The following is a 25,449-nucleotide window of genomic DNA, read 5'->3' on the forward strand; positions in this document are numbered from 1 at the left end:
GGATGACGCAGGAGCCACCGGGGGAGGAGACCGTCCTCCCCGTCCCGCCGCCGGAGCCGGCCGCCGACGACCTCGCCGAGCGGGTCGAGCGCTCGCTGCTCGGTCGCTCGGCGTCGATGGCCCGCGCCGAGGTGAGCGCGGCCGCGGGCGTCGACCCCACCGAGGCGCGCCGCTTCTGGCACGCGATGGGCTTCCAGCTCGTCGAGGACGACGAGGCGATGTTCACCGAGGCCGACCGGGCCGCCCTGCGCCGCGTCACCGACCTCGTCCAGCGCGGTGCGGTGAGCGAGGAGCTCGCGCTCGGGATGACCCGGGCCTTCGCCCGGACGGCCGACCGGCTCGCGGTCTGGCAGACCCAGCTCGTCGCCGAGTCGCTGACGCCGGAGGTCTCGGACCAGCTCGAGGGCAAGGACACCCGCTCGGTGCCCGAGCCCCGCATCGCCGCCGACGCGGCGAACCTGCTCTCGCGCACCATCGACGACATCGAGCCGCTGCTCGTCTACGTGTGGCGCCGGCACCTGACGAACGCGATCCAGCGCATGCTCGCGGACGCCGACCCTGCCGTCCGCTCCGACCCGTCGGCGCCCGTGCGCGCCGTGGGGTTCGCCGACCTCGTGTCGTTCACGTCCTTCGTGCGCCGGATGAGCGAGCGCCAGCTCGCCCGGCTCGTCCAGCACTTCGAGCTGCTCGCGAGCGACGTCGTCGCCGAGCACGGCGGCCGCGTCATCAAGACGGTGGGTGACGAGGTCCTCTTCGTCCACACCGACATCGCCGCGGCGTCCGCGATCGCCCTCGACCTCGTCGACGCGATGGCCGGGGACGAGCTGCTGCCCCCGGTGCGCGTCGGGATGGCCCACGGCCGGGTCGTCTCGCGGCTCGGGGACGTCTTCGGGGTGACGGTCAACAAGGCCAGCCGGATCACCGCCGTCACGCCGTCGGGCACCGTCTTCGTCGACGAGGACATGGCCCGTGCGCTGGGCTCGGTGTCCGGCTTCACGGCGGTCGAACGCCGCCGCCGGATGCTGCGCGGCATCGGCGTCGTGACCCTCCACGAGCTCCAGCGCTCGCCCGGAGGTCGCCGCCCCGCCGTGCCGAACGGCTCTGCGTGACTACGATCGCCCCCATGACGAAGGTGTTGCTTGCCGAGGACGACCCGGCCATCTCCGACCCGCTCGCCCGCGCCCTGCGGCGCGAGGGCTACGACGTCGAGGTGTGCTCCGACGGTGAGTCCGCCCTCGCGGCGGCCCTGCGCCAGCCCGACCTCGTCGTGCTCGACCTCGGCCTGCCGAAGATGGACGGCCTCGAGGTCTGCCGCCGGCTGCGGCAGGAGGGCAGCGGCGTCCCCGTCCTCATCCTCACCGCCCGCGCCGACGAGGTCGACACCGTCGTCGGGCTCGACGCCGGCGCCGACGACTACGTGACCAAGCCCTTCCGGCTCGCCGAGCTGCTGGCGCGGGCCCGGGCGCTGCTGCGCCGCGGCGTCGTCGAGGCCGCCGAGGACGAGGGCGACCAGCTGATCGACATCGACCCCGACGGCCGCCGGGTGTTCCTGCGCGGCGAGGAGGTGCAGCTGACCGGCAAGGAGTTCGAGCTGCTGCGCGTGCTCGTCGCGAACGAGGGCAAGGTCGTCTCCCGCGAGAAGCTGATGCGCGACGTCTGGGACAGCGCCTGGTACGGGTCGACGAAGACGCTCGACATGCACATCTCCGTGCTGCGCCGGAAGCTCGGCGACGATGCCGCGAGCCCGCGCTACATCACGACGATCCGCGGCCTCGGCTTCCGGTTCGACTCCCCGGAGGACTGACGCCGCGTGCGCCGCATCGCGCTGACCGTCGTCCTCCAGGCGTTCGGGCTCACGACCGTGGCCGCCGTCGCCGCCGTCGCGGGGGTCGCCGCCGAGGGCGTGCCGACGACCGACGACCCCGCGTCCTGGGTCGCGCCCGGGATCACCGTGCTCGCCGCGCTCGCCGTGGCGGTCCTCGGGGCGATGTGGCTCGCCGAGCGCAGCGCCGCGCGCGTCTCGACGCTGCTCGAGACGCTCCGACAACGGGTCGACCGGCTCAACGCCGGTGACCGGCCGGTGCCGCTGCACTCGGGCATCGTCGAGGTCGACCGGCTCGACGCGGCCCTCATCCGCGGCGCGGCCCAGGGCGCTCGGCGCCTGGCGTCGGAGCGCGACTTCGCGGCCGACGCCTCGCACCAGCTGCGCACGCCGCTCACCGCGCTCCTCATGCGCCTCGAGGAGATCAACCTCACCGACGACCTCTCCGTCGTCGCCGAGGAGTCGACGATCGCCATCGGGCAGGTCGAGCGGCTGAGCAAGGTCGTCGACGACCTGATGACGCGCACGCGGCACGGCGCCGAGGTCAACCCGTCGGTCTCGCTCGACTCGGTCCTCGCCTCGCTCCAGCGCGAGTGGCAGCCGGCCTTCGCGCAGGCACGGCGCAGCATCAAGGTGAGCGGCGAGCGCGGCCTCCTCGTGCGCGCGACCCCGGTGGCGCTCGGCCAGATCCTCACGACGCTGCTCGAGAACTCCCTCGCCTACGGGCGCGGGACGGTCGAGGTCAACGCGCGCCGCGTGGGGCCGTCGGTCGTCATCGAGGTGAGCGACCAGGGCGACGGGGTGCCGGCGTCGATGGCGCCGCACATCTTCGAGCGCTCGGTGTCGTCGTCCGGCTCCGGGCTGGGGCTCTCGCTCGCGCGCGACCTCGCCGAGGGCGCCGGGGGCCGGCTGGAGCTGGCCCGCGCCGCGCCGCCGGTCTTCGCGCTCTTCCTGTCGGTCAGCACCGACTGAGTGGCAGGTCTCAGAGGGGCTCGTGCGAGAAGACGAGCCGCCGGTAGGCCCAGAAGCGGAAGAGCGTCCCGAGGCCGATGCCGACGACCGTCGCGACGTTGTCGGCCAGGCGGCTCTCGAACCCGAGCCCGTAGTGCGAGAGGGCCAGCACGAGCGCCGAGATGCCGAGCGCCACGAGGTTGACCCCGAAGAAGAGCATCACCTCGTGGTGGACCGGGCGGCTGCGGCGGTGCCGGAAGGTCCACTGCCGGTTGCCGATCCACGCGACGAGCGTGGCCACCGCCCCGGAGATGATCTTGGCGGTCGTGATCTTGTCGGCGAGCACGGTGTGCCAGAGGAGGTTCGCGCCGCCGAGGTCGATGACGAAGGCGACGGCGCCGACGACCCCGAACTTGATCATCTCGCGGTACAGCACGTCGACCGCGCCCCGCGCCGAGGCGAGGACGCGGGAGACGGGGCCTCGCGAGGGGGCGTCCTGGGCGGTCACCCGTGCAGCCTACTGAGTGCAGGTCGGTATCCTCGGCCGGGTGACCACCCCACGTCGTGCGCCCGGAGGGTTCCCCGTCGTCGGCATCGTCGGGGGAGGGCAGCTGGCGCGGATGTGCGCCGGCCCCGCCGCGGAGCTCGGTGTCACGCTGAGCGTCCTCGCGGAGGCCGAGGACGCCAGCGCCGCCCTCGTCGTCCCGAGCTCGCCGGTCGGCCACCACACCGACGCCGAGGCCGTCCTCGCCTTCGCGCAGGCCTGCGACGTCGTCACCTTCGACCACGAGCACGTCCCGGCCGAGGTCCTCGCGCAGCTCGTCGCGACCGGGGTGCCGGTGCACCCGACGCCCGACGCCCTGCGCTTCGCCCAGGACAAGCTCGCGATGCGCGAGCGGCTCACCGCGCTCGGGGTGCCGTGCCCCCGCTGGGTGCGCGCCGACACCGCGGCCGACGTCGAGGCCTTCGCCGACGAGGTCGGCCGGCCGTTCGTCGCCAAGACCCCGCGGGGCGGGTACGACGGCAAGGGCGTGGCCGTCGTGTCGTCCGCCGCCGAGCTCGAGGACTGGCTCGCCCGGGCCCAGGAGGCCGGCACCGGGCTGCTCCTCGAGGAGAAGGTGCCCTTCCGCCGCGAGCTCGCCGTGCTCCTGGCACGCAGCCCCTCGGGGCAGGCGGCCGCGTGGCCCGTCGTCGAGACCGTCCAGACCGACGGCATCTGCACCGAGGTGCTCGCCCCGGCGCCCGCGCTCGACGCGGACCTGTCGGCGCGGGCCGTCGAGGCGGGGCTGCGCGTGGCCGGCGCGCTCGGCGTCACCGGTGTCCTCGCGGTCGAGCTCTTCGAGCTGGAGGGGGCGGACGGCGAGCCAGGGTTCGTCGTCAACGAGCTCGCGATGCGCCCGCACAACTCCGGCCACTGGTCGATGGACGGCGCGGTGACGGGGCAGTTCGAGCAGCACCTGCGAGCGGTGCTCGACCTGCCGCTCGGCTCGCCGCGGCCGCGCGCGCCGTGGACCGTCATGGCCAACGTCCTCGGCGGTGACTACCCCGAGCTCTACCCGGCCTACCGGCACGTCATGGCCCGCGACCCCGAGGCCAAGGTCCACCTCTACGGCAAGGGCGTGCGCCCGGGCCGCAAGATCGGGCACGTCAACGTCTCCGGCGACGACCTCGCCGACCTGCGCGAGCGGGCCGGGCACGCCGCCGACTACCTCCAGGGAGTGGTCACCGAATGAGCACGCAGCCGGTCGTCGGCGTCGTCATGGGCTCGGACTCCGACTGGCCCGTCATGGGGGCCGCCGTCGCCGCGCTCGAGGAGCTCGGCGTCGAGTGCGAGGTCGACGTCGTCTCCGCGCACCGGATGCCCGAGGAGATGCTCGAGTACGGCCGCTCCGCCGAGGAGCGCGGGCTGCGCGTGGTCATCGCCGGGGCCGGGGGTGCCGCGCACCTGCCCGGCATGCTCGCGTCGGTCACCTCGCTGCCGGTCATCGGCGTGCCGGTGCCCCTGAAGTACCTCGACGGGATGGACTCGTTGCTCTCGATCGTCCAGATGCCCGCCGGCGTGCCGGTGGCCACGGTGTCGGTCGGCGGGGCGCGCAACGCGGGCCTGCTCGCGGCCCGCATCCTCGGGTCCGGCGAGGGCGCCGAGGCGCAGCGGCTGCGTGCGGCGATGGGGGAGTTCCGCACCGCGCTGCGCGACCAGGCGCACGCCAAGGGCGCGGCCCTGCGGGAGCGCCGCCGCTCCTGAGCCCTCGGCTCCGGCCGGGTCGGCTCAGGCGGGGTCGGCCCCGGCCGGTCGGCTCAGGCGGGGTCGGCCGGGAGGATGCCGCGCCGCTGCAGGTCGTCGACGACGCGCCGCGCGGCGCCGCCGTCGTCGAGGGGCGCGAACCGCTCGCGGAAGTCGCGGACCGCCGGGGAGTACCCGGCCAGGCGCGCGTCGTCGAGCAGCACCTCGGCCAGCTCGGCGGTCGTGCGCACGAGCGGCCCGGGCGCCTCCTGCTCGAAGTCGAGGTAGAAGCCCCGCAGCGAGTCGCGGTAGTGGTCGAGGTCCGGGACGAAGAAGACCATCGGCCGGCCGAGCACGGAGTAGTCGAACATCACCGAGGAGTAGTCGGTGATGAGGACGTCCGCGGCGGCGAGGAGGTCGTCCATCTCGAAGCCGGCGCCGGTCTCGTGGACACCCCACGGCAGCCGCACCTTGCCGCGGACCACCGGGTGCAGGCGCACGAGCACCTCGTACTCCTCGCCGACGAGGCGCACCAGCGCGTCGAGGTCGACCGGCACGGTGAAGGTGAAGCGGTTGCCCGAGCGCTGGTCGTCGCGGAAGGTCGGCGCGTAGACGAGGACCTTCTTGGACCGGGCGAGGCCGAGGCGGCGGCGCACCGCGGCGGCGCGCTCCTGCGGCGCGGTGACGAGCACGTCGTTGCGCGGGTAGCCCTGCTCGATGACCGGCCCGTCGTACCGGAAGGCGGAGCGGAAGCGCTCGGTGGCCCACGGCCCGGGCGAGAGCAGCACGCTCCAGTCGCCGATCATCCGGTCGACGCGCCCGACGTAACCGGCGTCGCGGCCGACGACGGCGTCGAGGTCGTGGAGCATCCGCTTGAGCGGCGTGCCGTGCCAGGTCTGCACCCATGACGTCGCCCGCGGCCGGGGGACGAGGGCCGGCATGTTCTGGTTGCTGACCCAGACGCGGGCGCGACCCATGACCCACTGGTGGCGCAGCGACTGCCGGCGCAGCACCGGCACGTCGGCCGGCACCGGCACGCCGGGCTCGAGGCTCCACGCGGTCCGCACCGGCAGGCGGCGGCGCAGCACCTCGCGGTGGATGGCGCCGGGGCTGTCGCCGAGGTCGTTGCCGATGTTGCTCTCGAAGACGACGAGGGAGGAGCGCGGCAGCCGGCTCGCGAGGGTGAAGGCGACCCGGCCGGCAGGACGCACGACCCGGCGACGGACGGCGGCGACCTTGCCGCGGCGGCTCGAGCGCCGCCACAGCCGCTCGGCGGACCCGACGAGGTCGCGCAGGCCCGGCGGGTCCAGGCGTCGACGGGGGGCCGAGCGGGCCGCCTCGACGATGCGCTCGCGGGCGCCGGCGTCGCGGTGGGCGATGAGGTTGTCGGACTTGCGCCGGGCCGCCGGGCTGATGGCGAACCCGCGTGCGGCGGCGGCGTCGAGCTCCTCGAGCACCTCCGCCCTGGTCGCGACGATCTCGCCGGGCAGCTCCTCGTCGAGGTCGAAGTGCGAGGGGCGCTTGCCGATGAACCGGGTGCGGTCGAACTGGTAGTAGATGACCGGGCGGTCGAGGAACGAGAAGTCGATCGCCGCGCTCGTGTAGTCGGTGAGCATCGCGGTCGAGCGCAGCAGCAGGTCCTGGATGCTCACCTCGCCGTGGCGGACGACGTCGACGTGCGAGAGGTCGAAGAGGTGCGCGAACGGCTGCATGTTCGCGTGGAGGTAGAGGTCCGCGCGCAGGTCGTTGCGGCGCAGGAAGTCGACGAGCGCGGGGTCGTGGAGCAGGTCGTTCCACCGCGCGAAGAACTCGCTCGTCGCGACGTCGTCAGAGGTGCGCAGCCAGTCCCGCCACGTCGGCATGACGAGGAGGCGGCGCTCGGGCGGCGGGTGCTTCTCGAAGAGCCGGTCGTGCCGCGACAGGCCCGTGACGACGACCCGGTGCTCGGGCCAGCCGAAGTCGTCGACGATCATCCGGCGCTCGCGCTCGGAGCTGACGACGAACGCGTCGGCGCTGAAGCCGGGCGCCTTCCAGCCGTAGTTGGCGACCATGTTCTTGGTTCCCATGACGCCGTGCTGGAGGAAGACCCGGCGGGCCCGCACGTTGCGCTGGAAGGCGGGGCTGCGGGTGGCGAGCAGGTAGTCGCCGTGGTGCGAGGAGAGGATGCGCCGCGCCGCCAGGGTGGCCTCGACGTGCTCGCGGCTGCCGAACTCCAGCACTCCCGGGTCGTCGCCGAGGGCCTCGCGGTCGGGGGACCCGGGGGCGATGACGTAGCGCGCGTCGATCTCGGGGTGGTGCTCGCGCAGGTGGCGGTACAGCGCGATCCCGGTGTCCTGGGCGGTGTCCGGACGCTCGCCGACCACCCAGACCGGGCGGTGCCGGGTCTGCCAGCGCAGGCGGACCCCGTTGCGCGCCGGTGAGCGGGCGAGGTCGACGGCCGCGGCGTCGAGCGGACGGAACTCGAGGGCGAGGGCGCCGGACTTGAAGGTGCGGTAGGCGCGGACCTCGCCGGCGCCGTCGCCGGACCGCAGGACGGACGCGGGCATCGAGAGCCGCATCCGCCGGGCCACCTGGCGGACGGGGACCTCGGCGCGGCGGTGGTGGTGCGCGACGTCGGCCGACAGCACGACGTCGAGGAACTCCGGCCGGTCCAGGCGCCCGACGACGTCCGCGGCCGTCAGGTGCGCGACGAAGCGGGTGCGCCGGGCCGCGGCCGGCCGCTCCACCGGCGAGAGGGGCGTCAGCTCGGTGCGCAGCGGGATGCGCTCGCCCGTCCGCCGCGCCACGAGCGTCAGCTCACCGGAGGTGAGGGCGAAGCTGCGGGTGTCGACGACACCGTGGACCTCCCATCCCTCGTGCGAGGCCCGCACCCGGACGACCCGGCCGGACCCCGACACCGGGGGCTCCTGGCGGGCGTAGGCGAGGCTGAGGTTGCCCCCGCGGCGCTGGTACGGGGCGATGACGCCGCCGGGGACCTCCACCGCCCGGGAGGCGGCGAAGGAGGAGTCCCGGACGGGCAGGGTGCGGTAGGTGCCCCGGCCCGGGCGGACGACGTCGTCGCCCTCGTCGGCCTCGAGGGTGAGCTCGAGGTCGAGGATGGCCATCGGGTCGGTGCCGGGGCGAGGAGCCCGGACGATCGTCTCGAAGCGGGGGTCGGCGGACGCGCCCACCTCCGCGAGGGGCACACGGGCGCGCTCGGTGCTGCTGCCGCCGAGGGGCGCCGACCACAGCGTGGCGACCTCGCCCGCCCGGGCGACCACCGCGACCTCGAGCAGCCGCACCCCGGGGCGGGCGACGACGAGGACCTCGAGCCTGTCGTCGGTCTGGGTGACCTCGAGCCGCTCGAGGGTGGCGGGACGCAGGATCCGCACGGCGGTGGAGGCCTCTCGGGGTCGGAGCAGAGGGGAGCGCCGGTGAGCACGCGCGCTGGGTCAACGATATCGGGGTCCGAGGGGTGCCCGGGAGCGGGGCTCAGCGCTGCATGCCGTCGCGGCGGACCTTCGGCCACTCGATCTTCGGGCAGGTGTCCATGACCACGCCGAGGCCCGCGCGCCGGGCGCGCTCGGCCGCCGCGACGTCGACCACCCCGACCTGCATCCACACGGCGTCGAGCTGGAGGCGGTCCTTGTGCTCGATCGCCTGGTCGACGACCGCGCCGACCCGCGAGGAGTTGACGAAGCAGTCGACGACCTTGAGGTCCTGGTCGGGGATGTCGGCGAGGCTCGCGTACCCCTGTGCGCCGTGGACCGTCTGGGCCTTGGGGTGCACCGGGATGATCGGCGTCCCGAGCTCGACGCTCATCCAGCGCGACACCGACCACGCGGGACGGGACCGGTTGTCCGACAGGCCGACGACCACCCAGATGCCGGGGTCCATGAGCAGCTCGCGGATCAGGTCGGGGTCGTTCTGGTGCCTCAGTGCGCCCATCCGTCCATCATGCTCCGCCGCCGGTGCCGGTGGGGGGCGCCGCGCGGACGGGCTCCCGACGGCGGGACGGTCGGGGCCCGTCAGTCGTTGCCGAAGAGGTCACGCGTGTAGACGCGGTCCGCGACGTCGGCGAGCTCGTCGACGAGGCGGTTGGCGACGATGACGTCGGCACGCTCCTTGAGCTCCTCGAGCGAGACGAGCGGCGAGCCGAAGAAGTGGTCCTCGTGCAGCTCGGGCTCGAAGACGACGACCTCGACGCCCTTGGCCTTGAGGCGCTTCATGACGCCCTGGACGCTGCTGCTGCGGAAGTTGTCGGACCCGGACTTCATGATGAGCCGGTGGATGCCGACGACCTTCGGGCGGCGGGCGAGGATGTCGGTCGCCACGAAGTCCTTGCGGGTCGTGTTGGCGTCGACGATCGCCTGGATGAGCGTCTGCGGCACGTCCGCGTAGTTGGCGAGCAGCTGCTTGGTGTCCTTGGGCAGGCAGTAGCCGCCGTAGCCGAAGCTCGGGTTGTTGTAGTGCGTCCCGATGCGCGGGTCGAGGCCGACGCCGTCGATGATCTGGCGCGTGTCGAGCCCGTGGGTCGCCGCGTAGGTGTCGAGCTCGTTGAAGTACGCGACCCGCATCGCGAGGTAGGTGTTGGCGAAGAGCTTGATCGCCTCGGCCTCGGTGGGGTCGGTGAGCAGGACGGGCACGTCGGGGTCGAGGGCCGCCTCGGCGAGGAGGCGGGCGAAGAGCTCGCCGCGCTCGCTGCGGTCGCCGACGACGATGCGCGAGGGGTGGAGGTTGTCGTGCAGCGCGCGGCCCTCGCGGAGGAACTCGGGGCTGAAGACGACGCGGTCGGTGCCCAGGCGCTCGCGCAGGCCGCGGGTGAACCCGACGGGGACGGTCGACTTGACGACGGCGGTGGCGTCGGGCGCGATGCGGCGGACGTCGCCGACGACCTGCTCGACGCTGCTCGTGTCGAAGTAGTTCGTCCGCTCGTCGTAGTTCGTCGGGGTGGCGACGACGACGAACTCTGCGCCCCGGTACGCCTCCTCCTTGTCGGTCGTCACCGTGAGGTTCAGCCCGCCGGCGGCGAGGTGGCTCTCGATGTCGGGGTCCGAGATGGGGCTGCGACCCTCGCGCAGGGTCGCGACGCGGGACTCGTCGATGTCGAAGGCGACGACGTCGTGCCGGCGCGCCAGCAGGACCGCGAGCGAGAGCCCGACGTACGAGGTGCCGACGACGCAGATCCTGTGGGTCACGGCCGACAGCCTACGGTTCGGCGCGCTGGGGCATGATCGAGGTCCACGACCACGAGGAGAGCTCACGATGAAGTTCGGACTGTTCGTCCCGCAGGGCTGGCGCCACGACCTCGTCGGCATCGACCCGGCCCAGCACTGGGGGGTGATGGCCGGGCTCGCGCGCCGCGCCGACGGCATCGAGGACTGGACCTCGATCTGGGTCTACGACCACTTCCACCCGGTCCCGCGGCCGACCGAGGCCGGCGTGCACGAGGCGTGGACCCTCATGGCAGCGTTCGCGGGCGTCACCGGCCGGGTCCGCCTCGGCCAGATGTGCACCTGCCTGGGCTACCGCGAGCCGACCTACCTCGCCAAGGTCGCCGCCACCGTCGACGCCGTCTCGGAGGGACGCGTCGAGATGGGCATCGGCGCCGGCTGGTACGAGCACGAGTGGCGGGCCTACGGCTACGGCTTCCCGGGCGCCGGCGAGCGGCTGGCCCGCCTGCGCGAGGGCGTCGAGGTCATGCGGCAGATGTGGACCACCGGGCGCGCGACGCTCGACGGCGACCACTACCAGGTCGACGGCGCGATGTGCTTCCCGCAGCCGCTGCAGGGCACGTCGATGCCGGGCTCGCGCGCGAACGGCATCCCGATGTGGGTCGCCGGCGGCGGCCAGAAGAAGACGCTGCGCATCGCGGCCGAGTACGCCGACTACACGAACTTCGACGGCTCGCCCGAGGGCTTCAGCGCCAAGAGCGCGATCCTCGAGCAGCACTGCCGCGACATCGGTCGGGACTTCGGCGAGATCGTCCGCAGCGCCAACTACAACGTCGTCATCGGGCGCGACGAGTGCGAGGTGCAGGAGCGGCTCGCGTGGATCCGCGACCACTACGCGTCCGCCGGGCTGCCGGACGACGTCGTCGACGACACCGTGCGCTCCTTCGAGACCGGGCCCCTGGTCGGCACGCCCGAGCAGGTCGTCGAGAAGCTCAAGGACCTCCAGGCGCGCGGGATGACGTACGCCATCACCTACTTCGTCGAGCAGGCCTACGACCTCTCGGGCGTCGAGCTGTTCGAGCGCGAGGTGATGCCGGAGCTCGTCGACCGCGAGCGCCACGGCCACCTGTGGCACCTGCTGCGCGGCGAGTGACCGACCCGGGCCGGCTCCGGTGATCCTCCCGCCCGAGCGGGACCCGCGGCTGACGACCGTCCGCCGCGGGGGCACCCTGACCGACGCCGACCACCGCCTGCTGGCCCTGTGGGCGGTGGCCTGCGCCGAGCACGTCCTGCCGCTCGTCGAGGCCGAGCGGCCCGACGACCCCCGCCCCCGGGCCGCCCTCGAGGCGGTCCGGGGCTGGGTGCGCGGCGAGGTCGGGATGATGGCCTCGCGTGCGGCCGGCGGGCACGCGATGGGGGCGGCCCGCGACCTGCGAGGGGCCTCGCGCTTCGCGGCCTACGCCTGCGGGCAGGCGGCGTGCGTCGCGCACGTCGCGGCGCACGACCTTGGGGCGGCCGCGTACGCCCTCAAGGCCGTGCGGGCGGCGGCAGCGCCCGGCGAGGCGGAGGCGGCGGGGAGGGCCGAGTGCGCGTGGCAGCGCGCGCAGCTGCCCCAGGCCGTGCGCGGGCTCGTCCTCGAGGACCAGGAGCGCCGCAACCCCCTGTGCTGGGACCTCTTCCACACCTGACCGCGCGCGACGTCCAGCCCCGGTTTTCCCCAGGGTGGGGGTGGGGTCGGTCAGAGGAAGAGGGTGGGGTCGAACTCGTCGATGGGGATGATCCGGACGCGCGGGAGGGGCTCCTTGAACGCGCGGACGTCGTGCTCGAGGTCGAGCGCCTCGAGCCCACGGCCCACGAGCGCGTTGAAGGCCTGGTTGCGGAACTCGTCGAAGCCCGCGACCGCGACCTTGCGGCCGTCGAGGAGGCCCTCGACCTGCGGCAGGAAGTCGCCGTCGTTGCTCACGAGGATGACGTCGGCGGAGCGCTCCTGCAGCGCCTCGAGGGTGCGCTGGATCGCGACGTCGACGACCTTGACGCCCGGGTCGCCGGACAGCGGCACCGGGCGGTAGCCGATGGCGAGCAGCGCCTGGACGAACGACATCGGCAGCTCGGAGTTGGCTGCGAGGAAGAACAGCCCGCGGGTCGGCTGCTGCCAGTGCTCCTCGGCGAACTTGAGGACCCGCTCCCACCGCGGGCGCTCCTCGGGCCGGGGCCGCCGGGCCAGGATCGCGTTGCCCAGGGTGGCGTCGATGTTCTCGCCGTCCACCAGCACGTAGGTCAGCCGGCCGCTCTCGTCCATGAGGGCAGGCTAGGGGGCCCGGCGGTCCACGTCGCCCCCGGGGGCCGGTGCGGTCCGGCCCGGGCCGTCAGGTCGTCGGCTCGCCGGCGGCCGCGCGCAGGGCGGGGAGGAGCTCCTCCACGGGGCGGGAGGAGCGCACGACGACGATCTCGGTCTCGGGCGGCGGCGGGGCGGGAGAGCCCGACGGCGCCGCCCAGCGGGCGACCTCGGCCATCGCCCGGCCGAGCTCGGCGCGGGCGTCGGCGGCGTCGGTGTGGCCACGCAGCCACCGGCGCAGGACGTGGTTGTGGGCGGTGACGACGGCGCCCGCGAGGAGCTCGGCGCGCAAGTCGGAGGCCTCGCTCTCGTCGGTCAGCCGGCGCAGGAAGACCCGGAAGGTGCGGTGGTAGGGCAGCTGGCTCGCGGCCTCGCGGTCGCGCAGGGCGGCGACCTGCCGGGTGATCCGGTAGCGCAGCCGCGCCCGGTCGCCCTCGGCCAGGTAGTGCTCGAGCACGAGCCCCGCGGCGTCGGCCGCCGCCTGCAGCGCGGGGGCCTCGGACGCGGCCAGGCGCTCCTCGACGCGTGCGACGAGCGCCTCGTGGTCCGGGAAGACCGCGTCCTCCTTGCCGCTGAAGACGCGGAAGAAGGTCGTGCGGCCGACGCCCGCCCGGGCGACGACGTCGTCGACCGTCGTCTCGTGGAAGCCGCGCTCGGCGAAGAGGGCGAAGGCGGCGTCGGTGAGCCGCTCGCGGGGGGTGGACGTCACACGGCCCACGATAGACGCTGACGGTGGTACTGAGTATCGTGAGACGGGACTGAGTACCACGCGGCCCCGGCCGCCGGACGGAAGAAGCACCCATGAGCGGCAACCCCGACTTCGACACCTACCGGCTCTCGGAGGACCACGAGGCCATCCGCGAGGCCGTCCGCGCCGTCGCCGAGGACAAGATCGCGCCGTTCGCGGCGGCGGTCGACGAGGAGTCGCGCTACCCGCAGGAGGCGCACGACGCGCTCGTCGCCTCGGACTTCTTCGCCCCGCACGTGCCCGAGGAGTTCGGCGGCGTGGGGGCCGACGCGCTCGCCACCTGCCTCGTCATCGAGGAGGTCGCCCGGGTCTGCGCGTCGTCCTCGCTCATCCCGGCGGTCAACAAGCTCGGCTCGATGCCGCTGCTCCTCGCGGCGAACGACGACGTCAAGAAGCGCTACCTCACGCCGCTCGCGGCGGGGGAGTCGACGTTCTCCTACGGTCTCTCGGAGCGCGAGGCCGGGTCGGACACCGCGGCGATGAAGTGCAAGGCCGTGCGCGACGGCGACGACTGGGTGCTGACCGGCCAGAAGTCCTGGATCACGAATGCCGGTGTCTCCGAGTACTACACCGTCCTCGCGGTGACCGACCCCGACGGCCCGCGCGGCAACAACATCACCGCCTTCGTCGTCGAGAAGTCGGACGAGGGCTTCTCCTTCGGCGAGAAGGAGCGCAAGCTCGGCATCAAGGGCAGCCCGACCCGCGAGCTGCACTTCGACCGCTGCCGCATCCCCGGCGACCGCGTCGTCGGCGAGGTCGGCGCCGGCCTGAAGATCGCCCTCGCGACCCTCGACCACACCCGCGTGACGATCGGTGCGCAGGCCGTCGGCATCGCGCAGGGCGCGCTCGACCAGGCCGTGGCCTACGTCAAGGAGCGGCAGCAGTTCGGGAAGAAGGTCGCGGAGTTCCAGGGCGTGCAGTTCATGCTCGCCGACATGGCGATGCAGCTCGAGGCCGCCCGCCAGCTCGTCTACGTCGCCGCCGCGAAGTCCGAGCGCTCCGACGCCGACCTGCCGTTCTTCGGCGCCGCGGCCAAGGCCTACGCGTCCGACGTCGCGATGCAGGTGACGACCGACGCCGTCCAGCTGCTCGGCGGCGCCGGGTACACGCGTGACTTCCCGCTCGAGCGGATGATGCGCGACGCGAAGATCACCCAGATCTACGAGGGCACCAACCAGGTCCAGCGGATCGTCATGGCCCGCCAGCTCCTCAAGGGCTGACCCGCCGACCCGGCCGAGCCGCCGCCACGCTCGTCAGGCCAGAGCCAGGCGGGCGAGCGCGACGACGAGTCCGACGCCCGCGCAGGCCGCCAGGGTCCGCAGCACGGACCACCCGCGCCACAGGAGCAGCACGGCGGCCAGCGCGAGGTGGCCGAACGCGACGGGGTCGAGCGCGCGCGGGTCCGGGAGCTCGACCGAGACCGGCCCGAGGGCCGCGACGACGGTGCGGTCGGCGAGGGTGTGGACCGCGAGGTAGACGCCGAGGTGGGCGATGACGCCGACGACGGCGGCGGTGACCCCGCCCAGCGCGGCGGCGAGCGTGCGGTTGCCGCGCAACCGCTCGATGAACGGGGCGCCGAGGAAGACGAGGACGAACGAGGGGACGAATACGACCCACGTCGTCAGGAGCGACGCGAGGACCCCGGCGGCCCAGGGGGAGAGGGCGCCGGGGTCGCGGTACGCGCCGAGGAAGGCGACGAACTGCACGACCATGATGAGCGGCCCGGGCGTCGACTCGGCCAGCGCGAGCCCCCGGGCCATCTCGCCGGGGGCCAGCCACCCGTACACCTCGACCGCCCGCTGCGCGACGAAGGCGAGCACCGCGTAGGCGCCGCCGAAGGTGACGAGGGCGGTCCCCGTGAAGAACAGCCCCTGCTGCGTGAAGACGCTGCCCCGCCCGGTGAGGAGCACGACGGCGGTCATCGGCAGGGCCCACGCGAGCAGGCCGACACCGAGCACGCGGGCGACGTACCCCCGGGTCGGGCGGACGTGGTGGAGGGTGTCATCCCGGACGACCGGGGCGACGTCGCCGGGGCGGGAGGGCACGGCCGCCGTCGGAGGTTGGCCGCGAGCGGCGACCAGCCCGACCAGGCCGGCCGCGAGCACGACGAGGGGGAACGGCACGTGCACGAGGCCGAGGGCCAGGAACGCCGTCACCGCGATGCCCACGGAGAGGCGGGTGGTGAGCGCCTTGCGACCCACTCGCAGGACGGCCTGCGCGACGACGACGAGGACGGCCGGCGCGACGGCGGCGAACACCCCCGAGACGACGGCGGTCTCTCCCCACGCGACGTAGACGGCCGAGAGCCCGAGGAGCGCGACGAGCCCGGGGAGGACGAAGAGGGTCCCCGCGACGAGGCCCCCTCGGACGCCGTTGAGGAGCCACCCGACGTACACGGCGAGCTGCTGGGCCTCGGGCCCCGGCAGCAGGGTGCAGAAGGAGAGGGCGTGGAGGAAGCGCTCGTGGCCGATCCAGCGACGCCGCTCGACGAGCTCGCGCTCCATGACCGCGATCTGGCCCGCCGGCCCGCCGAAGGTCTGCAGCGAGATCGAGAACCACGCACGGACGGCCTCCGCGAACGGCACCAGGTCGGTGCGCCGGTCGGCGGCAGGCTGGGCGTCGGCCACGGTGGTCCTCCTCGGTCGCGGACCAAGGTAGGGGACGGCGGGGACGTGGGACGAGCCACCGCCCGTGGCGACGTCGCGTGCCTGCGGACGCACCGGCGGTCCATGGGTGCTCGGGGGCCGTGGCCCACAGCTGGTCACGAGCGGCTGAGCGGGGCGCGTCGAGAGCGGCCGAGAGGTGGTGCACCGGAGGGAAGTCCGGCCGATCGCACGGTCTGGTCGGACGATCGGCTGATTCGTCCACCGTCGAGCGGCCGCCCGGTCCCACCTCTGCGCACAATCACGGGGTCGACACAACTGGAGGACGGACCGTGCTTGTAGGGGAGCCCGCGACGTCCACGGCCACCCCCGCGGTGGCCGTGGGACGCCAACCGATCGTCGACCGCACCGGCGCGGTCATGGGCTACGAGCTCCTGTACCGCGCCGCGCGGTCGGACACCCCGCTGCCCTCCGGGGAGCAGATGACCGCCGACGTGGTGCTGGGTGCCCTGACCATCGGGGTCGCCCAGCTCGTCGGCGACAAGGTGATCTTCTGCAACGCCGAGCGGGGCGTGCTCACCGGCAGGACCCCCGTGACCCTCCCGCCCGCGCGCACCGTCATCGAGGTGCTCGAGACCGTGACCGTCGACGACGAGTCCGTGCAGGGATGCCGCGACCTCGTCGCGCGCGGGTACCAGCTCGCCCTCGACGACTTCGTGTGGATCGACGGCGCCGAGCGGCTGCTGGAGCTCGCCACGATCGTCAAGATCGACGTGCAGGCCCTCGGCCGGGAGGGTTCGCTCGCGCTCGCGGACCGGTGCCGGCCCCACGGCGTGCGGCTGCTGGCCGAGAAGCTCGAGACGCTCGACGACCTCGACTGGGCGATGCGCTCCGGCTTCGAGCTGTTCCAGGGCTACGCCATCGAGAAGCCGCGCGTGGTGCGCGGCCAGACCATCCCCACCGCCGCGCTGGCCCACGTCAACCTCGCGACGACCCTGCTCACCGAGGACGTCGACCTCGACGCGCTGGAGGCGATCCTGCGTCGCGAGCCCGGGCTCGTGCTCCAGGTGCTGCAGCTGGCGTCGGTCGGCGCCGACCACGGGCTCCGGCGCGAGGTCCGCGGCATCCGCGAGGCCCTCGTCATGCTCGGCACCGTCCGGATCCGGCAGTGGGTGGCGCTCACCCTGCTCTCGGGGCGGCCGGGGGCCGGAGCCGACGGGCTGGCGACCGCGCTGGTCCGGGCCCGCACCTGCGAGCTGCTCGCGGCCGAGCGCTCGGTCTGCGAGCCGGACTTCGCCTTCACCGCCGGGCTGCTGTCCGCCCTCGACCTGCTGCTCGGCGTCCCGATCGAGGACGTGGCGGGGATGCTCGACGTGCCCGCAGCGGTCGCCGACGCCGCCTTCCGCAGGGCGAGCGCCGCCGGCGAGCTGGTCGCCGAGGTGGCGGCGTTCCAGCACGGCGTGCTCGACGCGTCGCCCGCCGCCGCCGCTGCTGACCTCGACGCCGCCGCGGCCCGCGCGTTCGCGTGGGCGATGCCCTACGTCAACGGGATGCCCGGCCCCTCGGCGTGAACGACGTCCGCAGCCGCACGGTGTGGGACGGTCCGCGTGCCCCTCACGCGCGGACGCGGCAGGAGAGCAGCAGGTCAGCGGCGAGGGCCTCCCGCGCGAGGCGCGCCAGCCGGTACACGTCCGGGCGGTCCCGCCATCCGGCCGCCGGACCGTCGGCGGAGGCGGCGACCGCGTCGCGCAGGTCGGCCGGGCCGGCGGTGGCGAGGGCCTGCTGCAGCCCGCGGGTCACGGTGACCACCAGCGGGGTGGGCCCGCGGGGTGCGCCCAGGGCGCGGCCGCTGCGCGGGTCGGCGACGACCTCGGCGTGCGGACGCGCGGTCAGGAGCTCCTCGTCCTCGCCGGGTGCGGCACGGCCGTCCTCGCCGCCACCGCGACGGCGCAGGCCGACGGTCGACCCGTGCTCGTCGGGGTCGGCTACCTCGGCGTCGCCCTGGCCTTCGGCCTCGCCGTGACCACCGCCGCCTACGGCGTGGGCCACCTCTCGGGTGGGCACTTCAACCCGGCCGTCAGCGTCGGGCTCGCCGTGGCCGGCCGGTTCTCGTGGCGGGACGTGCCCGCCTACGTCGCGGCGCAGCTCGTCGGGGCGGTCCTCGGCGCCGGTGTCCTCCTCGCCGTCGCCTCCGGGCGTCCCGGTTTCACGACGGCCGACGGGTTCGCGACCAACGGCTTCGGCAACCACTCGCCCCAGCAGTACGGGCTGCTCGCGGCCCTCGTCGTCGAGGTCGTGCTCACGGCCGTGTTCGTCCTCGTCATCGTCGGTGCCACCGGCGAGCGCGCCCCGAAGGGGTTCGCGCCGTTGGCGATCGGCCTGACGCTCACGCTGATCCACCTCGTGTCCATCCCGGTGACGAACACCTCCGTCAACCCGGCCCGCTCGATCGCCCCGGCGCTGTTCGCCGGTGGCGCCGCGCTCGGCCAGGTGTGGCTGTTCGTCCTCGCGCCGCTCGCCGGCGGTGTGCTCGGCGGGCTCGTCGCCTCGCGGCTGCGTCCCTGACCTCGCCCTGACGACGACGGCGGCCCCGGTGCTCTCGCGCCGGGGCCGCCGTCGGTCGTCGGACCGGGTGCGTCCTCAGGCCCCGCAGATGTCGGCGTCGGCGGGGCGGGCCTCGATGGTGGGCGTCGGCGTCGGGGCGGGCTTCGGTGCGCTGACCGGCTGGTCCGGCAGGGCCTTCGTCCCCGTGCGGTTCTCGACCTCGACGACGTTCTCGGAGCCGGCGCCGAGCGTGACGCGGACGGTCCTCCCGAGCCCGGACGCCTCCTCGAGCGTCGCCCCGGGGAAGGCGGCGGCGACGGTGCGTGCGGCCTCCTCCTGCCCGGCGCCGTACTCGACGAGCGTGCCGGTCCGGCGCTCCCCGTTGCCGGTCGCGGTGACGGTGAAGCCCTGCACCGCGAGGGCGGCGCCCGCCTGGGAGGCCAGGCCCGAGGCGCCCGATCCGTTGCGCACCTCGACCCGCACCTCGTCGGGGGAGACGGTGAGCGGCGACGCGGTCGGGGACGGCGACGCGGTGGCCTCCGGCTCTTGCCCGAGCCGGCGGTCCTCGCGGAACGCCGTCCAGATGACCTGCGCCGACTCCTGCCACTGGACGCGGTTGGGGTCGGGCTCGTAGGCCTCGTGGGGGACGGTGACGAACTCGATGTTGTCCAGGCCGATGCCGCGCACGCTCTCGGCGAGGTCCTTCATCGTGCCGAGGCCGAACTCCGGGTCGGTGGTCAGCGAGCGCGTCGCGGCGTCGAGGAACCCGTAGAGCCGCGTGGGCTGGAAGAGCAGCTGGCTCGAGGTGGCCTTCTGCGCGATCGAGGAGAGGAAGGCCTGCTGGCGCTGGATGCGGCCCAGGTCGGAGCCGTCACCGACCGACTTGCGGGTGCGGACGTACGCGAGCGCCTGCTTGCCCTGGAGGGTGTGGGTGCCCGCGCTCAGGCGCAGGCCCGACTCCTTGTCGTCGATGGCCTCGCGGGTGCAGACCGGGACGCCGCCGAGGGCGTCGACCATCGACTGGAAGCCGCGGAAGTCGACGACGCCGTAGTGGTCGACGCGCACGCCGGTGTTGCCCTCGAGGGTGCGGATGAGGCAGCCGATGCCGCCGATCTTGTAGTTGTGGTTCCACTGCCGCGTGACCCACTGGTCCTTCGGGGCGGTGGGGGAGCACTCCGGGGGTGCCTTGGTCATCGAGTCCCGCGGGATGGAGACGACCGTGGCCCACGAGCGGTCCTTGGAGAGGTGGACCAGCAGGTTGGTGTCGGAGTGCTGGCCCGGGTCCTCGACGACCTTGCCGATGGCGTCGTTGCCGTCGCCCTCCCGCGTGTCGGAGCCGACGAGCAGGATGTTGACGGCGCCGCGCGCCTGCGGGGCGGACGTGGGCCGGTCGGTACCGAGCGCGCCCGAGACGTCGACCTTCGTGATGTTCGAGTTCAGCCGCCACGCCGCGACGGCGCCGCCGGCGCCCCCGACGACGACGAGGGAGACGAGGCCGATCGCGAGGCGCCGACGCCACCGCGGTCGGCCGCCGTGGATCTCCCGGCGACGGGAGCGTGACGCGTCGGCCGCGGGTGTCTCGTGCGCATCCGGCTCGACGCCGTCCACCGGGTCCTCCCCACGGGTGCTGGTCAGGGGCCCCGCGGTGCGGGACGTCGGGGAGTGTAACGAGCCGGGCTGAGGAGCGCGTCCAGGGTCGGGCCCGTCCGGGTGTCGCTCTCGTCAGCGACCCGAGGGGGTGCCGTCCGTCCCCGGCGGCGGCGCGTCGAGCGGGGTGCCGTCGCGCAGCATGCCGAACAGCTCCTTCGCGCGCTGCTCGTCCCAGAGGACCGAGGAGCCCGCCCGCGTCGTCGCGTTGAGGTCCGACACGGGCACGACGAGGCTCAGCGCCTCGTCGGAGGAGACCTTCCGCATCGTCGAGAGGATGCGGTACGCGTCGAGCAGCGAGGTGTCCTCGCCGACGAAGACGCTCGAGGCCGCCGCGTGGGTGAAGGACCACCAGCGCCACGGCACGAGCACGGTCCCCGGGGTCGCGGCCTCCTTCATCACGGCGCCGAGGAACTGGCGCTGGCGCTCGGCCCGGCCGAGGTCGCCCTTGGGGTCGGAGTACCGGGCCCGCACGTACCCGAGCGCCGTCGGCCCGTCGAGGGTCTGGCAGCCCTTCTTCACGTCGAGGTGCGCCTTCGCGTCCTTGATGTCGCGCGGCACGCAGATGTCGACGCCCCCGAGGCTGTCGACGACGTTGGCGAAGCCCCCGAACCCGATCTCGACGTAGCCGTCGATGCGCAGCCCGGTGGCCTGCTCGAGCGTCTGGACGAGCAGCTTCGGACCGCCGAAGGCGAAGGCGGCGTTGACCTTGTTGCTGCCGCGGCCGGGGATCGGGAGGTAGCTGTCGCGGGGGACGGAGACGAGGGCGGGCTTGCCGGAGCCCGACGGCACGTGGACGAGGATGATCGAGTCGGTCCGGCGGCCCTCGGCGGAGCCGGTGCCGAGCGCCTTCTTCTGCTCGGCGCTCAGCCCCTCGCGGCTGTCCGACCCGACGAGCAAGTAGGTGTGGCCGTCGCCGGCGGCGGGGCGCTCGCCCGCGGGCTCGGTGTCCTCGCGGCTGACCGTCGTCCACGCGTGCCACGGCGCCGCGGCCGTGACGGCCACCCAGCCGACGAGGAGCAGGACGAGGAGGAGCGCGACCCGGCGGGCGGGACGGCGACGGCGCGGGGGCCGCGGCTCGCGCACCGGGCGCGCCGAGCGGCCGCCGCGACCTCCGTCCCCGCCGCGCGCGGGGAGCGGACGGCCGTACTCGTCGTACCCGCCGGCGGGCTCGGCGGCCGCCGGCGCCGGCCGGCGCGGGGTCCGGGGGAGGGCACCCGTGGGTGCGGAGCGGGAGCCGGTGGGCGCGGACCGGGGCGCGGACGCCCGGGGGCGCCGCCGCGTGTCGACGACGTAGACGTCGTCGTCGGACCCCTGGGGGATCGGTCGGGCGCGGTCGTCGTCGCGCATCGTGGGTCCACCTCCGGGTCGGTCGCGGCGATCCAGTATGACGGGACCGGCCGGGAGGGCGGCGACGGCGGGGCCGGCCGAGCGCGCCGCGGCGCCGGTCGCGCGCTCGGCCGGCCCCCGGCGCGCCTCGGCCGCGCCCGCGCCGGGCGTGCCGATACTGGCTGACCATGGAGGAGCGACGGGGTACCGACCTGCTCGAGCGCGACGCGGTCGGGGACACGCTGCGGGTCGACACGCGGGGACGACGCGCCGGCAGCCGCGAGCGGCGCCGCGCCGTCACCCTCCTCGTGCTCACCCTCGTGCTGCCCGGCAGCGCGCAGGTCGCCGCCGGCAGCAAGCGGCTGGGTCGCCTCGCCTTGCGGGTGTGGGCCGGGGTGCTCTGCCTGGCCCTCGTGGCCGTGCTCGTCGGGCTGGTCAGCCGCACCACGCTGCTCTCGGTGCTCACCTCTGGCGTCGTCCTGGTCCTCCTCCAGGGACTGCTCCTGTGCCTCGCGGTCCTCTGGGTCGTCCTGCTCGTCGACGCCTGGCGGCTCGGGCGCCCGGACCGGCTCCCGGCCGGCGACCGCCGCCGGCTGCTCGTGCTGCTCCTGGTGCTCCTGCTCGTCCCGGGCCTCGTCGGCTGGCTGGGCACGACCGTCGGCACCGCCCGGGCCGCGATGACCTCGGTCTTCGGGACCGGGGAGGCCGCGGGCGCGGTCGACGGCCGGTACAACGTCCTGCTCCTCGGCGGCGACAGCGGCGCGGGCCGCACCGGCCTGCGCCCGGACTCCATCCAGCTCGCGAGCGTCGACGCGCAGAGCGGTCGTGCCGTGCTCTTCGGGTTCTCGCGCGAGACCGAGAACATCCGGTTCCGCCCCGGGTCGGTCATGGCCGGCCTCATGCCCGACGGCTGGACCTGCGGCGACGAGTGCCTCCTCAACGCGCTCTACACCTGGGGCCACGACCACGCCGACCGGTTCCCCGCCGGCACCCCCGACCCGGGCCTGCTCGCGACCCGGGAGGCGGTCGAGTCGCTGACCGGCCTCGACATCCAGTACTACGTCATGGTCGACCTCAAGGGCTTCAGCAGCCTCGTCGACGCCGTCGGCGGCCTCGACATCGCCGTGCAGCGCCGCACGCCGATGGGCGGCGGGTCGCGCGAGATCTTCGAGTGGATCGAGCCCGGTCGCCAGCACCTCGACGGCTTCCACGCCCTCTGGTACGCCCGCAGCCGCACGCAGTCGACGAACTACGAGCGGATGGCCCGGCAGCGCTGCGTCGTCACCGCCCTCGTCAAGCAGCTCGACCCGCAGACCGTGCTGCTCAACTTCGGTGACCTCGCGGCGGCCTCCAAGGGCGTGTTCAGCACCGACATCCCGCAGGACGCGCTCGCCGGGCTCGCCGACGTCGCGGTGAAGACCAAGCAGGAGAAGATCACGTCGGTCAACTTCGTCCCGCCGCTCATCAAGCCCTGGGACTACGACCCGGCCGTCGTCCGCTCGACCGTGGCGAAGGCCATCGCCGCCTCCGAGAAGGCGCCGGCGCCGCGTGCCGCGGCCGCGTCGCCCGCCGCGAAGAGCGGCGCCGCGACCACGAGCAGCCCGGTGAAGGCCACCCCGACGCCCGAGGCCTCGACACCTGCCGTGATGGAGCGCCCGGGCACCGACCCCGACGCGAACACCGAGGACCTCGCCGGCGTCTGCTCGGCCGGCTGACGTCCGCCGCGCGCACCGTCGGCGCCGTCACCCGATGGGCAATACTGACCGCCGTGCCCGACACCGCCTTCGCCCGACGCAACGCCGAGAAGGTCCTCTGGCTCCCGCAGTACGTGCTCGGGGACCTCGTGACGCGGGTCGTGCCCCGGCGTCCCGGGACCTGGGTGGTCGGCAGCGCCTACGGCGTCCACGACGGTGCCCGCGCCCTCGTCGAGGAGCTCGTGGAGCGTGGCCGGGCCGCCGAGGTGACGTGGCTCGCCCGCACCCCGCAGGAGGCCGCGGACGCCCGGGCCCTCGGGGTCCGCGCCCTGCGCCACGGCTCCCTCGCGGCCTTCCGTGCCGCCACCCGGGCCGCCGTCGTCGTGCTCACCCACGGCTACGGCGACGCCAGCCGCTTCGGCACCGGGGGAGCCCTCGTCGTGCAGCTGTGGCACGGCAGCCCGCTCAAGCGGATGCACCTGGACAGCCCGGCCGCGATGCGCCTGCCGCTGCTCGGTGACGCTCCGCCCGTCCCGGCCCTGCTCGGGGCGATGTACCGGCGCGGGGGTGCCCGCATCGGCCTCCTGCCCGTCTCGTCGCCGACGGTGGCGCCGCTCATGGCCTCCGCGCTCGGGGCCGACCCCGAGCGGGTCGAGGTCCTCGGCGAGCCGCGCGCCGACGTGCTGTTCCGCGGCACGGAGCAGGAGCGGCGCGACGCCGCGCGGGCCCGGCTGGAGGCCTCGGTCGGCGACCTCGGCGGGCGGCGCGTCGTCCTCCTCGCCCCCACCTGGCGCGACGGCGCCGCCGACCCCGTCGTGCCGACGCAGGCGGAGTGGGCCGCTGTCGAGTCCTGGCTCGCCGCCCACGACGCGGTGCTCGTCGTGCGCCCGCACCCGCTCGCGGTCGGCGACTGGTCGCACCGGTCCGACGCCGTCCGGCTGCTCGACTCCGCGCTCGAGCCCGAGGTGATGCGCGTCCTGTGGGCCACCGACGCCGTCGTCAGCGACTACTCGTCGGTCGTCATCGACGCGGCGGTCACCGGGGTCCCGCTCGTGTTCCTCGCGCCCGACCTCGAGGACTACACGCGGCGGCACGGCCTCTACGAGCCCTACGCGGCGACGACCGCCGGACGGGTCGAGCGCACCTGGGCGCAGGCGCTGGACCGGCTCTCCGACACCTGGGTCGGGGCGCCCGGGCGTGACGAGGCGCTGCGGCACACCCGCGCCCTGGCCGACCGCTACCACCAGCGACGAGACGGGCGCGCGGCCGCGCGCGTCGTGGACCGGGTCGACGCCCTGCTCGGACGGCCCGCCACCGCGCCGGTGGGACCCGTCCGCGGCACCGCCTTCTTCGAGAGCTTCCACGGGCGCAACGTCTCGTGCAACCCCGCGGCCATCGACCGCGAGCTGGCCCGGGTCGCGCCGGACGTGCAGCGGTACTGGTCGGTCTCCCGCGACGACGTCGAGGTGCCCGCCGGCGCGACGGCCGTGCGCGTCGGGTCGCCCGAGTGGCTGGCCGCCCGCGACCGCGCCGACCTGCTCGTCCTCAACGACTGGATCGAGGACGGCTGGCGCCCACGCCGCGAGCAGTTCGTCCTCCAGACGTGGCACGGCACGCCGCTCAAGCGGATCGCGCTCGGCCGGCGCGACCGCACGCCGCGCCTGTTCGCGGCGGTCGTCAAGCAGTCGACCCGCTGGTCGGCGATGCTCGCGCAGAACCCCTTCGCTGCCCGAGCGCTGCGCCGCAGCTACGCCGTCGCCCGCCCGATGTGGACGCTCGGCTACCCGCGCAACGACGTCGTCGTCACCTCCTCCGGCGAGGACGTGCGGGCGCGCCTGGGCGTCACGACGCCGCGGGTCGTCCTCTACGCACCGACCTGGCGCGACGACGCCCTCGACGGCCCCGACCCCCTCGACGCCGTCGCCCTCGCCGACCGGCTCGGCCCGGGGTGGACGGTGCTGGCCCGCGGACACGCGCGCACGCTGGGGCTGCGGGCCGAGGTGGGCGCCGACCGGGTCCTCGACGTCACCGGCTACCCCGACGTCAGCGACCTGCTCGCCCTCGCCGACGTCCTCGTGACCGACTACTCGTCGGTGATGTTCGACTTCAGCGCCACCGGGCGGCCGATGGTCTTCCACGTCGCCGACGCCGAGCACTACGAGCGCGAGGTGCGCGGCTTCGCGTGGGACCTCGGCGAGCGGGCCCCCGGGCCGCTCGTGCGCTCGGTCGAGGAGGTCGCCGACGCCGTGGCCCGCGCCGACGACCCGGACGAGCGGGCCCGCTGGGCCGAGCGCTACGCGCGCTGGCGGGCGGACTTCAACGCGCTCGACGACGGCCACGCCGCCGAGCGCGTCGTGCGGCGCCTGCTCGACGTCGGGGCGCTGCCCCGCCGGTGAGCC

At 74.6% G+C, this 25,449-nt stretch carries 22 protein-coding genes; 12 read left to right on the forward strand and 10 right to left on the reverse strand.

All coding sequences use genetic code 11. The features are described from left to right. The first annotated feature begins 2 nt into the window (after positions 1-2). Genes LG324_RS07715 through LG324_RS07725 form a run of 3 tightly spaced genes read left to right on the forward strand, consistent with a single transcriptional unit; the run spans position 3 to position 2,794 of the window. Complete coding sequence (locus LG324_RS07715) at positions 3-1,109, forward strand: adenylate/guanylate cyclase domain-containing protein (RefSeq protein WP_051750361.1); 1,107 nt, start codon at positions 3-5, stop codon at positions 1,107-1,109. Positions 1,110-1,123: 14 nt separating this feature from the next. Beyond that, on the forward strand, positions 1,124-1,804 hold the full coding sequence (locus LG324_RS07720) for a response regulator transcription factor (RefSeq protein WP_404352820.1): 681 nt from the start codon (positions 1,124-1,126) through the stop codon (positions 1,802-1,804). 6 nt (positions 1,805-1,810) lie between these two features. Beyond that, positions 1,811-2,794 (forward strand): sensor histidine kinase KdpD, encoded by a 984-nt coding sequence (locus LG324_RS07725; protein ID WP_030527676.1) that lies wholly within the window; start codon positions 1,811-1,813, stop codon positions 2,792-2,794. A 10-nt stretch (positions 2,795-2,804) separates the two neighbouring features. Here LG324_RS07725 and LG324_RS07730 read toward each other — a convergent pair whose 3' ends face one another. Beyond that, positions 2,805-3,281, reverse strand: a complete 477-nt coding sequence (locus tag LG324_RS07730; protein ID WP_030527675.1) for a GtrA family protein — start codon at positions 3,279-3,281, stop codon at positions 2,805-2,807. A 40-nt stretch (positions 3,282-3,321) separates the two neighbouring features. On the opposite strand from LG324_RS07730, the gene LG324_RS07735 reads away from it, so the two are divergent. Continuing rightward, on the forward strand, positions 3,322-4,506 hold the full coding sequence (locus LG324_RS07735) for a 5-(carboxyamino)imidazole ribonucleotide synthase (RefSeq protein WP_404352822.1): 1,185 nt from the start codon (positions 3,322-3,324) through the stop codon (positions 4,504-4,506). Beyond that, positions 4,503-5,018 carry a 5-(carboxyamino)imidazole ribonucleotide mutase gene (purE, locus tag LG324_RS07740; protein WP_404352824.1) on the forward strand — a complete coding sequence of 172 codons (516 nt, stop codon included), beginning with the start codon at positions 4,503-4,505 and terminating at the stop codon, positions 5,016-5,018. The genes LG324_RS07735 and purE overlap by 4 nt, the downstream gene beginning before the upstream one ends. Before the next feature lie 53 nt (positions 5,019-5,071). On the opposite strand, the gene LG324_RS07745 is transcribed toward purE, so the two are convergent. From LG324_RS07745 to LG324_RS07755, 3 genes are all read right to left on the reverse strand, one after another. Beyond that, positions 5,072-8,368, reverse strand: a complete 3,297-nt coding sequence (locus LG324_RS07745; protein WP_404352825.1) for a CDP-glycerol glycerophosphotransferase family protein — start codon at positions 8,366-8,368, stop codon at positions 5,072-5,074. Positions 8,369-8,468: 100 nt separating this feature from the next. Continuing rightward, a complete protein-coding gene (locus LG324_RS07750) occupies positions 8,469-8,924 on the reverse strand; it encodes a CoA-binding protein (protein ID WP_030527671.1) in 456 nt (151 codons plus the stop codon). A gap of 80 nt (positions 8,925-9,004) precedes the next feature. Continuing rightward, positions 9,005-10,174, reverse strand: coding sequence for a nucleotide sugar dehydrogenase (locus tag LG324_RS07755; RefSeq protein ID WP_030527670.1), 1,170 nt, complete (start codon positions 10,172-10,174; stop codon positions 9,005-9,007). A gap of 67 nt (positions 10,175-10,241) precedes the next feature. On the opposite strand from LG324_RS07755, the gene LG324_RS07760 reads away from it, so the two are divergent. Further along, positions 10,242-11,303 (forward strand): TIGR03560 family F420-dependent LLM class oxidoreductase, encoded by a 1,062-nt coding sequence (locus tag LG324_RS07760; RefSeq protein WP_404352826.1) that lies wholly within the window; start codon positions 10,242-10,244, stop codon positions 11,301-11,303. Between the two features lie 19 nt (positions 11,304-11,322). After that, positions 11,323-11,838, forward strand: coding sequence for a putative immunity protein (locus tag LG324_RS07765; protein ID WP_404352827.1), 516 nt, complete (start codon positions 11,323-11,325; stop codon positions 11,836-11,838). A gap of 50 nt (positions 11,839-11,888) precedes the next feature. On the opposite strand, the gene LG324_RS07770 is transcribed toward LG324_RS07765, so the two are convergent. Next, entirely contained in the window at positions 11,889-12,449 is a 561-nt protein-coding gene (locus LG324_RS07770) for an NYN domain-containing protein (protein ID WP_030527667.1), read from the reverse strand. A gap of 67 nt (positions 12,450-12,516) precedes the next feature. Beyond that, entirely contained in the window at positions 12,517-13,194 is a 678-nt protein-coding gene (locus LG324_RS07775; protein ID WP_051750358.1) for a TetR family transcriptional regulator, read from the reverse strand. Positions 13,195-13,286: 92 nt separating this feature from the next. On the opposite strand from LG324_RS07775, the gene LG324_RS07780 reads away from it, so the two are divergent. Continuing rightward, complete coding sequence (locus tag LG324_RS07780) at positions 13,287-14,453, forward strand: acyl-CoA dehydrogenase family protein (protein ID WP_207022635.1); 1,167 nt, start codon at positions 13,287-13,289, stop codon at positions 14,451-14,453. A 33-nt stretch (positions 14,454-14,486) separates the two neighbouring features. Here the strand turns inward: LG324_RS07780 and chrA are convergent, their stop codons facing one another. After that, entirely contained in the window at positions 14,487-15,860 is a 1,374-nt protein-coding gene (gene chrA, locus LG324_RS07785) for a chromate efflux transporter (protein ID WP_404352829.1), read from the reverse strand. A 356-nt stretch (positions 15,861-16,216) separates the two neighbouring features. On the opposite strand from chrA, the gene LG324_RS07790 reads away from it, so the two are divergent. Next, a complete protein-coding gene (locus LG324_RS07790) occupies positions 16,217-17,407 on the forward strand; it encodes an EAL and HDOD domain-containing protein (protein ID WP_404352831.1) in 1,191 nt (396 codons plus the stop codon). Between the two features lie 43 nt (positions 17,408-17,450). Here the strand turns inward: LG324_RS07790 and LG324_RS07795 are convergent, their stop codons facing one another. Next, complete coding sequence (locus LG324_RS07795) at positions 17,451-17,645, reverse strand: hypothetical protein (RefSeq protein ID WP_404352832.1); 195 nt, start codon at positions 17,643-17,645, stop codon at positions 17,451-17,453. Between the two features lie 66 nt (positions 17,646-17,711). Between LG324_RS07795 and aqpZ the strand changes: the two genes are divergently transcribed. Next, the gene (aqpZ, locus tag LG324_RS07800) at positions 17,712-18,401 is read left to right on the forward strand and encodes an aquaporin Z (RefSeq protein ID WP_404352833.1); all 690 of its coding nucleotides are present in this window, start codon (positions 17,712-17,714) and stop codon (positions 18,399-18,401) included. A gap of 75 nt (positions 18,402-18,476) precedes the next feature. Here aqpZ and LG324_RS07805 read toward each other — a convergent pair whose 3' ends face one another. Further along, complete coding sequence (locus LG324_RS07805; protein ID WP_404352834.1) at positions 18,477-19,988, reverse strand: LCP family protein; 1,512 nt, start codon at positions 19,986-19,988, stop codon at positions 18,477-18,479. 114 nt (positions 19,989-20,102) lie between these two features. Next, positions 20,103-21,377: an LCP family protein gene (locus LG324_RS07810; RefSeq protein ID WP_030527659.1), complete on the reverse strand. Its 1,275-nt coding sequence runs from the start codon at positions 21,375-21,377 to the stop codon at positions 20,103-20,105. Between the two features lie 167 nt (positions 21,378-21,544). On the opposite strand from LG324_RS07810, the gene LG324_RS07815 reads away from it, so the two are divergent. Both LG324_RS07815 and LG324_RS07820 read left to right on the forward strand, forming a co-directional pair. Next, on the forward strand, positions 21,545-23,071 hold the full coding sequence (locus LG324_RS07815; RefSeq protein ID WP_404352835.1) for an LCP family protein: 1,527 nt from the start codon (positions 21,545-21,547) through the stop codon (positions 23,069-23,071). A 53-nt stretch (positions 23,072-23,124) separates the two neighbouring features. Beyond that, positions 23,125-25,446 (forward strand): CDP-glycerol glycerophosphotransferase family protein, encoded by a 2,322-nt coding sequence (locus tag LG324_RS07820; RefSeq protein WP_404352836.1) that lies wholly within the window; start codon positions 23,125-23,127, stop codon positions 25,444-25,446. Positions 25,447-25,449: the final 3 nt, after the last annotated feature.

The organism is Phycicoccus jejuensis (genome assembly GCF_044797865.1).
Lineage (GTDB): Bacteria > Actinomycetota > Actinomycetes > Actinomycetales > Dermatophilaceae > Phycicoccus > Phycicoccus jejuensis.

Bases quoted from the DNA above. Each gene is read 5' to 3' on its own strand.
- LG324_RS07715 (WP_051750361.1), top strand. From the start codon at position 3: ATGACGCAGGAGCCACCGGGGGAGGAGACCGTCCTCCCCGTCCCGCCG.
- LG324_RS07720 (WP_404352820.1), top strand. From the start codon at position 1,124: ATGACGAAGGTGTTGCTTGCCGAGGACGACCCGGCCATCTCCGACCCG.
- purE (WP_404352824.1), top strand. From the start codon at position 4,503: ATGAGCACGCAGCCGGTCGTCGGCGTCGTCATGGGCTCGGACTCCGAC.
- LG324_RS07750 (WP_030527671.1), bottom strand. From the start codon at position 8,924: ATGGGCGCACTGAGGCACCAGAACGACCCCGACCTGATCCGCGAGCTG.
- LG324_RS07760 (WP_404352826.1), top strand. From the start codon at position 10,242: ATGAAGTTCGGACTGTTCGTCCCGCAGGGCTGGCGCCACGACCTCGTC.
- LG324_RS07770 (WP_030527667.1), bottom strand. From the start codon at position 12,449: ATGGACGAGAGCGGCCGGCTGACCTACGTGCTGGTGGACGGCGAGAAC.
- LG324_RS07780 (WP_207022635.1), top strand. From the start codon at position 13,287: ATGAGCGGCAACCCCGACTTCGACACCTACCGGCTCTCGGAGGACCAC.
- LG324_RS07810 (WP_030527659.1), bottom strand. From the start codon at position 21,377: ATGCGCGACGACGACCGCGCCCGACCGATCCCCCAGGGGTCCGACGAC.
- LG324_RS07815 (WP_404352835.1), top strand. From the start codon at position 21,545: ATGGAGGAGCGACGGGGTACCGACCTGCTCGAGCGCGACGCGGTCGGG.